14 protein-coding genes are annotated in these 12,029 nt (G+C 63.4%); 10 read left to right on the forward strand and 4 right to left on the reverse strand.

Annotation, left to right across the window (positions count from 1 at the left end; genetic code table 11):
• The first annotated feature begins 210 nt into the window (after positions 1–210).
• The 3 genes from choX to NKI08_RS16040 are packed head-to-tail and all read left to right on the forward strand — an operon-like array spanning position 211 to position 3,460.
• Positions 211–1,146 carry a choline ABC transporter substrate-binding protein gene (choX, locus tag NKI08_RS16030; protein WP_352472650.1) on the forward strand — a complete coding sequence of 312 codons (936 nt, stop codon included), beginning with the start codon at positions 211–213 and terminating at the stop codon, positions 1,144–1,146.
• Positions 1,143–2,003: an alpha/beta fold hydrolase gene (locus NKI08_RS16035; protein ID WP_352770773.1), complete on the forward strand. Its 861-nt coding sequence runs from the start codon at positions 1,143–1,145 to the stop codon at positions 2,001–2,003. Before choX ends, NKI08_RS16035 begins: the two co-directional genes overlap by 4 nt.
• 8 nt (positions 2,004–2,011) lie before the next feature.
• The gene (locus tag NKI08_RS16040; RefSeq protein ID WP_352770776.1) at positions 2,012–3,460 is read left to right on the forward strand and encodes an amidase; all 1,449 of its coding nucleotides are present in this window, start codon (positions 2,012–2,014) and stop codon (positions 3,458–3,460) included.
• Between the two features lie 46 nt (positions 3,461–3,506).
• Here NKI08_RS16040 and NKI08_RS16045 read toward each other — a convergent pair whose 3' ends face one another.
• Entirely contained in the window at positions 3,507–4,301 is a 795-nt protein-coding gene (locus tag NKI08_RS16045) for an NIPSNAP family protein (protein ID WP_352770779.1), read from the reverse strand.
• An 84-nt stretch (positions 4,302–4,385) separates the two neighbouring features.
• Here NKI08_RS16045 and NKI08_RS16050 point away from each other — a divergent pair, with 84 nt between their 5' ends.
• On the forward strand, positions 4,386–5,045 hold the full coding sequence (locus NKI08_RS16050; protein WP_352770985.1) for a TetR/AcrR family transcriptional regulator: 660 nt from the start codon (positions 4,386–4,388) through the stop codon (positions 5,043–5,045).
• A gap of 57 nt (positions 5,046–5,102) precedes the next feature.
• Here the strand turns inward: NKI08_RS16050 and NKI08_RS16055 are convergent, their stop codons facing one another.
• Positions 5,103–5,696 (reverse strand): hypothetical protein, encoded by a 594-nt coding sequence (locus tag NKI08_RS16055; protein ID WP_352770782.1) that lies wholly within the window; start codon positions 5,694–5,696, stop codon positions 5,103–5,105.
• 118 nt (positions 5,697–5,814) lie between these two features.
• Between NKI08_RS16055 and NKI08_RS16060 the strand changes: the two genes are divergently transcribed.
• Positions 5,815–6,945, forward strand: a complete 1,131-nt coding sequence (locus NKI08_RS16060) for a metallophosphoesterase (protein ID WP_352770785.1) — start codon at positions 5,815–5,817, stop codon at positions 6,943–6,945.
• Between the two features lie 63 nt (positions 6,946–7,008).
• Here the strand turns inward: NKI08_RS16060 and NKI08_RS16065 are convergent, their stop codons facing one another.
• Complete coding sequence (locus tag NKI08_RS16065; protein ID WP_352770787.1) at positions 7,009–7,188, reverse strand: CsbD family protein; 180 nt, start codon at positions 7,186–7,188, stop codon at positions 7,009–7,011.
• A 147-nt stretch (positions 7,189–7,335) separates the two neighbouring features.
• On the opposite strand from NKI08_RS16065, the gene NKI08_RS16070 reads away from it, so the two are divergent.
• Together NKI08_RS16070 and NKI08_RS16075 are read left to right on the forward strand one after the other, a co-directional pair.
• A complete protein-coding gene (locus tag NKI08_RS16070) occupies positions 7,336–8,004 on the forward strand; it encodes a glutathione S-transferase family protein (protein WP_352770789.1) in 669 nt (222 codons plus the stop codon).
• An 83-nt stretch (positions 8,005–8,087) separates the two neighbouring features.
• Entirely contained in the window at positions 8,088–8,843 is a 756-nt protein-coding gene (locus NKI08_RS16075; RefSeq protein ID WP_352770791.1) for an SDR family NAD(P)-dependent oxidoreductase, read from the forward strand.
• Between the two features lie 19 nt (positions 8,844–8,862).
• Here NKI08_RS16075 and NKI08_RS16080 read toward each other — a convergent pair whose 3' ends face one another.
• Positions 8,863–9,714, reverse strand: coding sequence for a LysR family transcriptional regulator (locus NKI08_RS16080; protein ID WP_352770793.1), 852 nt, complete (start codon positions 9,712–9,714; stop codon positions 8,863–8,865).
• A gap of 97 nt (positions 9,715–9,811) precedes the next feature.
• On the opposite strand from NKI08_RS16080, the gene NKI08_RS16085 reads away from it, so the two are divergent.
• From NKI08_RS16085 to NKI08_RS16095, 3 genes are all read left to right on the forward strand, one after another.
• Positions 9,812–10,273, forward strand: a complete 462-nt coding sequence (locus NKI08_RS16085; RefSeq protein ID WP_352770795.1) for a RidA family protein — start codon at positions 9,812–9,814, stop codon at positions 10,271–10,273.
• Between the two features lie 37 nt (positions 10,274–10,310).
• On the forward strand, positions 10,311–11,132 hold the full coding sequence (locus NKI08_RS16090) for an SDR family oxidoreductase (RefSeq protein ID WP_352770797.1): 822 nt from the start codon (positions 10,311–10,313) through the stop codon (positions 11,130–11,132).
• Positions 11,133–11,572: 440 nt separating this feature from the next.
• Positions 11,573–11,782, forward strand: coding sequence for a cold-shock protein (locus NKI08_RS16095; protein ID WP_010915421.1), 210 nt, complete (start codon positions 11,573–11,575; stop codon positions 11,780–11,782).
• Positions 11,783–12,029 lie beyond the last annotated feature (247 nt).

Consider the following 12,029-nt stretch of genomic DNA (forward strand, 5'->3'; position numbering starts at 1 on the left):
CCAATACGGATAAGGTGTTCCACGGACGGCTCCCTTGTTTGAGATCTCAACGAACTCATTCTGGCACATCCGATGCCGTCGGGCGCCGTCCACCCCATCATGCATCGAAAACCGACGTTGACATTTTTGTCCGCCGAGATCAATGATTGACCGTTGGGACAATTTAAAAACCGAGTGGTCAACGTCGTTGGTGAAATGAGGAGAACCGAAATGCTTCGTAGCCTTGGAATAGGCGCTTCGCTCTGCGTCCTGCTGGCGATCCGGCCGGCCTTTGCGGCTGAACCTGAGCAATGCGAGGTCGTGCGCATGGCCGAGCCTGGATGGAACGACCTTGCCTTCACCACCGGCGTCACCAGCGTCCTGCTCGATGCGCTCGGCTACAAGCCGGCAAGCTCGCTTCTGGGCATCAACGTCATCTATGAATCATTGAAGAACAATGACTTGGACGTGTTCCTTGGCTATTGGGATCCGGCGATGATCACCTACTACGAGCCCTATAAGAAGGACGGCTCGGTAGACGATGTGCGCGTCAATCTCGTCGGCGCCAAATACACCTTTGCCGTGCCGATTTACGTTTGGGAAGCCGGCGTCAAGGATTTTGCCGACCTGCAAAAGTTCGCCGACAAGTTCGGCAGGAAGATGTACGGCATCGAGCCGGGCTCCAACCAGCTGATGATGGACGCCATCGCCGATAAGTCGCTCGGCCTCGATGGCTGGCAGGTCGTCGAATCAAGTGAAGCCGGCATGCTTTCCGAGGTCGGCTACGAGATCAAGGAAAAGCGCTTCATCGTCTTCCAGGGCTGGGCGCCGCATCCAATGAACACGATGTACAACTTCAAATATCTGAGCGGCGGCGACAAGTTCTACGGTCCGAACTTCGGCGCCGCGACGGTGACGACGCAGGTGCGCAAGGGCTATCTGCAGCAATGCCCGAATGTCGGGCAGTTGCTGAAGAACCTCGCCTTCGATATCGATTTCGAAAATCTCGGCATGGGCTATCTCATCAATGACGGCATGAAGCCGGAGGAAGCCGGCCTGAAGGCCCTCAAGGAGAATCCGGATAGGCTCGGCGCCTGGCTTGCCGGTGTCACCACATTCGATGGCAAGCCCGCGCTCGACGCAGTCAAGCAGCAGCTGGGCCTGTGATATCGGCCGATCAGGCGGGCTGGAACGGCCGCAAGCGCAAGGTCGGTGCCGGCCGCACTGAAACGGCCTGCGTCGAAATCGCCGGGCAGGAGCCCGCGCTGGTGCTGGTGCACGGCTTCTCCGACACGAGCCGCAGCTTCTCCTTGCTGGCGCCGCATCTCGCCGGGCGCCGGCTTGTCATTCCAGACCTGCGCGGGCATGGCGCCTCGCCGGCCGGGACACGCGGCTTCGCCCCGGCGGATTTCGCGGAAGATGTGGCGAGTTTGATCGAGCGATTGCGGCTCGAGCGGCCGGTTCTGGTCGGGCATTCCCTGGGCAGTATGGTGGCGATCGAGGCAGCCGCACGCTACGCCGAGATGATCGGCGGCCTGGTGCTGATGGCCGGAACGCTACGGCCGCAGATCGGTGAGGATCACCCGATGACCATTGGCGTGCGGGCGCTTCGAGACCCGATATCGCCGGCCGATCCGTTCTATGACTATTGGCATGCCTGCGAGGCCGAGGTTCCAGCGGAATTCCTGACCATGACTGCGGAGGAGGCGTCAGCCATGCCGGCGGCACTCTGGCGGGCAATCCTGGAGCAGGTTCGGCGCATCGATCTGACCGACAAGGCGCGCATGCTGCGCCTGCCGGCGCTTGTCATTGCTGGCGCGCACGACCTGCTCTTCGACGAAACGCACCAACGGCGGCTCCTCGAAGAAATCCCTAGCGCCGCGTTCGTGAGCGCGGTGCGATGCGGACACAACCCGCACTGGGAGGATCCGGCATTGGTCGCGGCAGCCATCGGCCGGTATTTCAAGCTCGGTACCAAAGCTGGACCCCAGCCGACAGCCGAAGCGACCGGTAGTCCGGGCTGAGAGCAGTCATGAATCTTTCCGAATACGTGGCGTTGGATGCCGTCGCCCTGGCCGGGCATGTTCGCTCGGGCGAATTGTCGGCCGTCGAGGTCGTCGAGGCGGCTATCGAAGCGATCGAAAGCATCAATCCCGCCCTCAATGCCGTGACGCTGATCGATGCGGACCGGGCGCTTTCCGTTGCGGCAAGCTGCAACCGGCAGGCGGCACTCGCCGGCATTCCTTTTCTGGTCAAGGACACCGGCGTCAATGTACGGGAGTGGCCGACGACGCACTCGTCGCTCTACTTCAAGGATGCCACGCCGAAGCCCGACAGCGAGATCGTCCGGCGCTGGCGGGCCGCCGGTCTGATCTTGCTGGGCAAGACAAACACGCCTGAATTTGCCAACGACTTCGTCACCGAACCCAGCTTTCGCGGCCCCACCTCGAACCCCTGGGATCCTTCGCTGACGGCGGGCGGCTCAAGCGGCGGAGCTGCTGCCGCGGTGGCGAGCGGCATGGTGCCGGTCGCCCACGGTTCCGATATCGGCGGATCGATCCGGGTGCCGGCTGCCTGTTGCGGCGTGTTCGGCATGAAGCCGTCGCGCGGGCTCATGCCTGTCGGGCCTGGTCGAGGTCAGGTCGGCGCCGGGCTCTACGCCGAGAACGTCCTGTCCCGCACCGTTCGCGACAGCGCCGCCATGCTGGACATGACTGCCGGTCCAGAACAAGGAGCGCCTTACTCCGTGTCCAAATCGGTGCCGTCCTACCTGGACTGGCTGTCTTCGCCCGGCGAGCGTCTGCGCATCGCATGCCTGGCGCGCCGGCCGGACGGCACGCCCGTCGCGTCCGAGATCGGGGCAAGATTCCAGGAAGCCATGATCCTCCTCGAGGACAGGGGGCACGAGGTCACAGACGCGCGTTTCCCGCGGGAAGCCAGCGCCGAAGCGGACTGGAGCATCTTCTGGATGTCGGAGGTCGCGCGGCTGGTTGACGAGCGCGCCGACGAGATCGGGCGGATGCCGGGGGCCGGCGAAATCGAAAGCCTGACTCGTCACGCGCTCGACTGTTTTCGGCGATCCTCGGCCGCCGATTATCTCAGGGCGCAGGACCGTGTGCACAGCGCTTCGCTGGCGATGGCGATGGCGTTCGATGGGTTCGACCTGATCATGACGCCGACGACGGCCGAGCCTACGCCCCGGCTTGGCGCCATCCATGGCGATGGTGCTCTCTTCGATTACGAGGCTTGGGCGAGCCGGGCCTACGGCTTTGCGCCTTTCACAGAAATCTTCAACGTCACCGGCCAACCGGCCGCCAGCCTGCCGCTTTTCCAGTCGAAAGACGGCCTGCCGATTGGCATCCAGCTCATTGGCCGCAAGAACGAGGATCACCGGCTGCTGCGCGTTTGCCTTGATCTGGAGCAGGCAACCGCATGGACCACGCGTTACCAGGTGATCCATGGCAGGCATTTTCAGGCGTGAACCAGACAGGGGTTCAGTGCACATAGGTGGCTTTCAACGGCGTTGGTCACGCCGGCGTTGGCTGTCCGAGCAGCGACCGCGCCGTGGGCGCCAGGCGCAGAACCTCCACGGGCCTGGCCAAATCCCGCTGCGCGGCCTGCTCGAACACTTGCCACCCCGGGGATGCGGCCAAGGCTGCCTCGCGGCGGGCATGTGCATCGGCGCTGGCGAAACCGGTGATGCTGATGAAGACGTTTTCGCTGGCCCGCACCGGCAACCGCGGAAAGCTGTTTTCGGCATGCTCGGTAACGAAGGCGGCGAGCGGCGACGCGCCAAATGCGGCGAGCACCGGAAGGGCCGCGGTCTGGAAGTCATTGGCGAAACGGGCTTCCAGGCCCGGTTGCAAATGATGAATCCTGATGACAACAATTGCCTGCAAATCACTGCTTGCGCTCGGTTTTTCGAGGTCCGCCTGGGGTAATCGTCGCGATCCCGAGAGGTCTAGGCCGGCGCCTGGCCAGGCCGGCTTCAGCAGCAGCACGTCGTCAGAATCGATCATCGTGGCGTTGGCGGCGTCGCGCCAGGCAGCCCAGACCGGCCCGTCATAGAAGGCGGTCAGAGCGTTTTTCCGCGCTTCCATACCGTCGAAGCCGCGCAGCCAGACGAACATATCCGGCCGGTCGAGATCGCGGAACTGGCCGATGATGGTCATCCCTGCGGTTTCCTGGCCCTCGATCAGGTGATTGTCGAAGATGCCGATCAGCGTCTCGCGCCTGCCGGGTTTCAGCGTGTATTGCCTGAGTTCGACAACGGGCGAGGCGAGCATATCGGGATTAGGTATGGCGTTCAAAGGCAGGTTCATTGCGCGATCTCCAAAACAGGACAGTCATCCTGTTTTACAAAACAGACCGGTTGTCCTGTTTTGTCAATCTGCTATCGTGTGAAGATGTCAGCAGAGATATCCGCTCGCCCAAGGTCGCGGGCTCAAAAACGCACCAACGACCCCGAAGGCCTGCGCAAAAAGGTGCTCGATGTCGCCGAGGAGGCGTTTCAGGCACGCGGCTATCATGCGTCCAGCATGGGCGACCTGATGGCGACGGCGGGCGTCACCGGCGGCGCGCTGCACCACCATTTCGCGACCAAGAAGGCGCTGGCGCTCGCAGTGATCGAGGAGCGGATCGCCGCCGCCGTAGAAGAGACATGGATCGCGCCGGTGCGGATGGCTCCCTCAGCGCGCGAGGGCGTGCGCTCCGTGTTCGCGGCCGTCGCGGCGGAGCTGGAGCAGCAGGGATTCGTGCGCGGCTGCCCGCTCAACAACCTGGCGCATGAACTGTCGCTTGCCGATCCGGATTTCCGCATTGCCCTTGCCGGCATTTTTTCTACCTGGCGTCAGGCGATCGCCGACAAGGCCAGGGCCGACCAGCAGGCGGGCCGGGAGCAGGGCATCGATCCGCAGCGCTTCGCAGCGTTGGCTGTCGCCACCTATTCCGGCGCCATGTCGATGGCCAAGACCGCGCAGGACGCAAGCGTGCTGCGCGATTGCCTGATGGCATTGGAACAGGGAGTCACGAGGCGACGTCGCAGGATACTGCACAGGGCGCTTTAACGCTGGCAGGACAGAGGCAGTCGCTGATATCGCGACCGAGGCGGGGAGGCCGAGCTCTTAATTCGGCAGCGGCTTGATCAGTTCGTAGCCGACCACGCTTTCGGCGCTAGTGCCCTCGTCATAGCGCCTTGCCACAACTGCCTGCAGGTCGGGTGCGTAAAGCGCGGTGAACTCGTCCCGCGTCTCGCCGGCCTCGCTCCTGATCGTCTGCTTGACCGCGAGCACGGAGTATTTGCAGTCACCCAGGCTGAACGTCTCCTTGCCCTTGACGTTGATCTCCAGCGTCTCGGTGCCCTTCGGCGGCTTGTTCGGTGCAAGACGGGCAAACACGATCTTGCTCTTGGCACCCGCCTTCAGCGGGAACACCTTCCTGAGATCGGAAAACGGGATCATCGCCATCTGCCCTGTGCTGCTGTCGCGAAACACTTCGATCAGCCCGCCGAACAGGTACTGCGACTGCGGCGATTGCGACTGGTATTTGTTGGCAACCGCCACCATTCCGCCCGCCGCCGGGCGAAATTCGCTGTGGATGCCGGGCCTTTCGAGAATGAAGCCGGCCTTGGCCGATTTGGCGTCGATGCACCCGGCGCCATGCGCTGCGCTCGTCACCGCCAGAATCGCCATTGTCATGCCGATGGATGCAGTTTTCATGGCGTCCTCTCTGCCCGCGCAAGTTGAATGCCGAAAGCAATGCCAGACCTGGGAGAACGTGTCGACATACTTTACGAGCAACTGGACTGCCGGTCCGCGTCGTGCTGAATTTTAGCGCATGATGCATCGCATTTCCGCCCGGCCGGTTTCCCGGCGCAGGTTCCTGATGAAGGCAGCGGCCGTTGCCGCGGCCGGCGCCGTTTCGCGCCCGGCCTTCGGCCAGACCGGGCAGCGCATCCCGCCCATCGACGCCACTTTTCTGTTCATCGCCGATGTCCATGCCTGCCGCATGGCAAACGGATTGAGCCCGCATTGCGAGCAGCAAGGCAAGACAGACGCTGCCTTGCTGCGCAATGTCGCCGCACTCAACGGCGTCGGCGACAGGCAATGGCCGACCGAAATCGATGGCGTTGCCACCGGCCTGCGCTCGACGGGCAACATCGGCACGCCGCTCGGCCTCGTCGTTGGCGGCGACATCACCGATGATGGCGGCGGCCAGATCACCCAGCCCAGCGAGGGCACGCAGCTGCTTCAGTTCAGCCAGCGCTATCAGCAAGGTGTCGGCCCCGACCATGTGCACATGCCGGTCTATGTCGGCCTCGGCAACCACGATCTCGACCAGAACGGCCCGCGCTCGCATGTCGACTGGTACCGCCGCGAAATGCGCGACTACGTCGAGGTCAACCACCGCCCCGGCGTGTTCTTCAAGCCGCCCGCGCCGGCCACTGCCTTCGATGTCGCGACCGACTGTTATTCGTGGGATTGGGGCGGCCTGCATCTTGTCCAGACGCACCGCTTCGCCGGCGATACTGCCCATGTCTCCGCCAGCAGCCTGCCATGGCTGAAGCAGGATCTGGCGACCTATGCCGGCGATGGGCGCCCTGTCATCCTTTTCCAGCACTATGGCTGGGACGATTTTTCGATCGAAAGATGGAACGCCGGCAAAAGAACGTTCGACGATGGCGGCACGGGTCCACCGCATTGGTGGAGCGAGGCTGACAGGCAGGCGCTGCTGGCTGCGCTGAAGGGCTATAATGTCGTCGGCATTTTTCACGGCCACCAGCACGCGACGCCGATGATCTATCGCCGTGACGGGCTCGATCTGTTCAAGCCGAAGGCGGCCTTCATGGGCGGTTTCGCGCTGGCGCGGGTGACCAGCAATAGTATGGAAGTGGTTCTGGGCGAGGCCACCGGCAACCACGGCGAGGTCACTTTCACCAACGCCTTCATCAAAAACCTTACATTCTGAAGTTGAGCGAGCCTGAAAAAGGCGGCACCCGCCGCCTTTCTTCGCTGCCCCAACGAGGCAGGATCAGAGCGCCTTCTTCACCTTGTCCTTCACGTCGCCATAGGCTTTCTGCATCTTGCCGGTGGCCTTGTCGACATCGCCTTCGGCCTCGGAGCGCCTGTCGCCGGTGGTCTTGCCGGCGGCCTGCTTGACGGCGCCCTTGGCTTGCTTGGCAACGCCGGCAACCTGATCCTTGTTCACCATCTCGCATCTCCTGAACCGTTCGCCTGGAGAAACGGTCGCGGATCGCTTAGGTTCCGGGTTCTGCCCGTCGATTGGGATAGCTTCCGGCCGCGAAGCCGACAGAATAGGGTGCACCAGAACGCCCGAATAGACAGGGCCGGAGGGACAATGGCTGAATTCACGCTCTTCATCGGCAACAAATGCTTCTCGTCCTGGTCACTGCGGCCATGGCTGGCGATGAAGCACCTGGAGATCCCGTTCGAGGAGGGTTTTGTGCGCCTGCGCACGCCCGAGACCGCGGCCAATCTGGCCAGGATATCGCCGACCGGCCAGGTGCCGGTGCTGAACCATCGGCTGCCGAATGGCGAGGTCCGGATCGTCTGGGAAACCCTTGCCATCCTTGAATATCTCGCCGAGCTGTTTCCCGGGAAAGAGCTTTGGCCGGCCGACATCGGCGCCCGTGCGCTGGCCCGCTCGGCGGCGACAGAGATGCATTCGGGCTTTCGCGAGGTCCGCTATGGCTGGCCGATGAATTTGCGCCGGCCAAAAGGCCACAAGCCGCTCGACGCCGAAGGTGAAGCACAACGGGCGCGCATCGAAGGGCTATGGCGCGAATGCCGCGGAAAATACGGCAAAGGCGGCCCGTTCCTGTTTGGCCGTTTCACCGTGGCCGACGCCATGTACGCGCCGGTCGTCACCCGCTTCGACACCTACGGTGGCACGCTGGCGCCCGACACCCGCGCCTATGTCGACGCCGTGCTTTCGATACCGGCGATGCGCCACTGGTATGCCGAGGCGGCGAAAGAGCCTTGGCCGGAGCCCGGCCCAGACGAATAGAGCCGAGCAACCGGCAAGCTGGTCTTCCACTTCGCGGCCCGCGGCCTATCTGAAGATCGGGCTGGGGCCTTGGAGACTTCACAATGACATCTGTTTCTTCCGCACTGGCCGGCAAGGTCGCACTCGTCACCGGCGCCTCCTCGGGCATCGGCGAGGCAACGGCTGTGGCGCTCGCAGCCGCCGAGGCCAAGGTGGCGATTGCCGCACGCCGCGCCGATCGTCTCGAAGCGGTGGCCGCGCGTATCGAAAAGGCCGGCGGCACGGCGCTCCGCATCGAGGCCGACGTCACCAGCAACGACGATGTCACCGCCATGGTCGACAAGGTTGTCGCCGAATGGAGCCGCCTCGACATCCTCGTCAACAATGCCGGGGTGATGCTTCTGTCGCCCGCCGCCGAGGCGGTGCTCGACGACTGGCGCCACATGGTCGAGCTCAACCTGCTGGCGCTGATGGGCGTCACCAAGGCGGCGCTGCCGCATCTGAGGGCCGCCAAGGGTCACATCGTCAATGTCTCGTCGGTCGCCGGCCGTGTCGCCAATCCGGGCGCCAGCGGCTACGCGGCAACCAAGTTCGGTGTCGTCGGCTTTTCCGAATCGCTGCGCCGCGAAGTCTACGCCGACAAGGTTCGCGTCACCGTCATCGAGCCCGGCCTGGTGCGCACAGAGCTCGGCGACCACATCACCAATCCGGCGTTCAAGGCCGATCTGGACAAGCGGCTCGCCGCCATGGAGGCGCTGACCGCCGAGGACATCGCCGCGGCCATTCTCTACGCCGTGTGCCAGCCGGCACATGTCAACGTCAACGAGATCGTCATCCGCCCGACCGACCAGGAGCGGTGAATGACGTCGGATCGTTTCGCTACGCTTCGAATCCCGCTCGCAGGAAATCGCCACACTCCTCGACCAGCCGGGACGGGTCCCTCGCAAGATAGACGCCGAAATCCGCCATCGGCGCCGGCGGCAGGTTGAAGCGTCCGTTGAGGCTTTGGCAGTCGGGCGGCAGTCCTTCTTGCAGCAGAAGGCCGATGCCAAGCCCGGCCCTCAGCGCCGAGATCAGCGTCGCGAAAGTCGACACGCGGCAGCCGATCTTCCAGCCGATTCCGGCCTCGGCGAGCGAAGCCAGCATCCTGTCCTGCCAGGAGCAGGCGCCTTCGAAGATGATCAGCGGAAGCTCGACCTCGTCATCGATCTCGATCATGCGGCTTGCCGCCCAGACCAGCTGTCGTGACAGATGGCCTCGCGGCGCCATTGTGAAGCGCGCCGGATCGGCCATGACGATGTCGCATCTTCCTTCGCCCAGCGACTTGCTGAGATCGCTGCTGCTGGCCGACGTCAGCTCGATCTCCACGGAAGGATGCCGGCGGCGGAATTCGGCGATGATCAACGGCAGCCGTGTCACCGCCAAATCCTCGACGATGCCCAGCCGGACACGGCCGACCAGCCTGCGGCCTTCAATCTCGCGCCTGGCATCGTCGCCGATCGCGATTGCCTTGCGGGCGAAGGCGAACAGGATCTCGCCGGCCTCGGTCAGCGTCACGCCGCGCGGCGAACGGCGCAGCAGCTCGGCTCCGACTTCACCCTCGAGGCGCTGAAGCTGCATGCTCACCGCCGCCTGGGTGCGGGCAAGCCGATCGGCGGCTCGGCTCACCGTTCCCGTATCGGCCACGGTGACGAAGGCGCGCAGCAGCCTGACGTCGATATCTCTAGTCATAAGAATTCCTGATAGCTGTGTCAGCACTATCAGGCTATCCGAAAGCCCGATCTGAATTCAAGGTCCGCTCGCACCAACGAAAACGGGAGCAGCCACCTTGTCCTACAGACGAAGATTTGAGGAGTTCGGTGTCGCCTGGCCGTCGCTCGATCGGCCCGCTTTGCCATTCTCGCCGACGGTTCGGGTCGCAGACATCGTCTATGTCTCCGGTCAGATCCCCGAGATCGGACAGGAGATCGCTGCGATCGGCCAGGTCGGCGCAGAGATCGATCTGGCCGCGGCGCGGAACGCCGCCCGGCTCTGCGCGGCCAACATCATCTATTGGCTGGACAAGGAACTGGACGGCAATCTCGACCGCGTCGTGAAATTCGCCAAGCTGACCGTCTATGTGAACGCGGCGGCCGGCTTTGCGGCCTATTCGGAGGTCGGCAACGGAGCATCCGAATTTCTGCTCCATGTTTTCGGCGAGCGTGGCGAGCATGCCCGCTGCTCGCTCGGCATGGCCGGCTTGCCGGCCAATGTTTCGGTCGAAGCCGACGCCATTGTGCATGTCCGCTGATGCACCCCCAAAGCATGCACTCGGGCCTGATCCGAGAGTGCGCAGCGAAACCAGGGGAAGGCTTGGCTTGATAAGTACAAATCTTGAGAGGCGGAAGGCGCTTGTTCTCGGCGGAGGCAAGGGCCTGGGTTTCGGCGTCGCCGAAGCGCTCGCGGCGAAAGGCGCGGAGATCATCCTGGTCGGACGAGGGGAGGAGACCCTGGATGCGGCGCGGCGCGCGATCGAGTCCGCCGGCCCCGTCTGCTCGACCTTCAGCGCCGATCTTTCCGATAACGACAGCGTCTCCCGGCTGATCCGTGCCATAGAGGACGAGCATCAGCGGATCGACATCGTCCTGCTCAATGGCGGCGGCCCGCCGCCCTTCGCGGCCAGCGTCTTCGATGCGAGCGTCTGGGAGAAGCAGTTCACCAGCATGGTGCTGAGCCAGATGCGTATCGCCATTTCTTTCCTGCCCGGCATGCGGGCGCGGCGCTGGGGACGCATCATCGCCGTTTCCTCCACATCCGTCCGCGAGCCGATCCCCGGCCTCACCGCTTCGAATGCGTTGCGCGCGTCGCTTGCCGGCTGGGCCAAGACCCTGGCCGGCGAAGTGGCGGCGGACGGCGTCACCGTCAACCTGCTGCTGCCTGGCCGTTTTGCGACGGACCGGACGAAACAGTTCGACGCGATGGACGCCGCCGACAGGGGTGTGGACGCTGCTGTGATCGCCGCCGAGAGTCAGGCCGAAATCCCGGCAAAGCGCTACGGGACCCCCGCCGAATTCGGCGCGGTTGCCGCGTTCCTGGCCAGCGACGACGCCGCCTATATCACCGGCGTGGCTTTGCCGGTGGATGGCGGGCTCAGCCGGGCCATGCTGTGAGGGGCAGGGTGCAGCGGCGCGAATGGTCGCATCACAGGAACGCCCCACGTGCCTTTTATCTGCGCGGGGGCGTCCTGTTTGTCGTCCGCCTTTTCTCAAGATCGCTCTTTCGAGAACGGCTTTCGACACCGAAAAAAATGCCCCGGCGCCAAAATGGTTCCCGGCTGATTGGTTTTTTCGGCGGGCAATAGCCCGGCTTTCGCCGTCCGATGTGCTGGCGCGGGCCGCCGCCGCGCGTCTCCGCGAGTGTGGCAAATCAAAAAAAATTGACACAACGCGCAAAGAAGTCTATAAGAATTTTGTCGATATTTGTTTGACCGACTTTTGTTATCCGCGTGCCTAGGCGCGCCTTTGGCGAACTTCCCCCATCAAAGTCGAGACAAACGTTGTTGTGCATCCGCATGACGGCGAACGAATATTTGCCATGGAAAGGGTTCGTTATGAGCACAGGCACAGTTAAATGGTTCAACGCCACCAAGGGTTTTGGTTTTATTCAGCCTGACGACGGTTCTGCCGACGTTTTCGTCCACATCTCAGCCGTCGAGCGCGCCGGAATGCGCGACATCGTCGAGGGCCAGAAGCTTGGCTACGAGATGGTCCGCGACAACAAGTCGGGCAAGATGTCCGCCGACCAGCTGAAGGCGGCCTAAAACGGAATTCAGCCTCACCGGTGACCACGGATGTACTGGCACCGGTGAATGGCAAATTCCAGCGCACGATCGCGGGGATGTTAAGTCCCGCTCATGCGCATGAGAAGAACGTTTCTTTGCGCGTCTCTCGGGATGCGCAGGCGCTCTTATGGAAGGTCAGGCGGTGCCTGGCCTTTTTCATTTTTGCGCTTCGACCGCCGAAAGAGCGCTGCTCGACGGCCCGGACGTGCTAAGGACGTTCCAGCAA

It is taken from the genome of Mesorhizobium sp. M0768, from assembly GCF_040320195.1.
Taxonomy (GTDB): Bacteria; Pseudomonadota; Alphaproteobacteria; order Rhizobiales; family Rhizobiaceae; genus Mesorhizobium.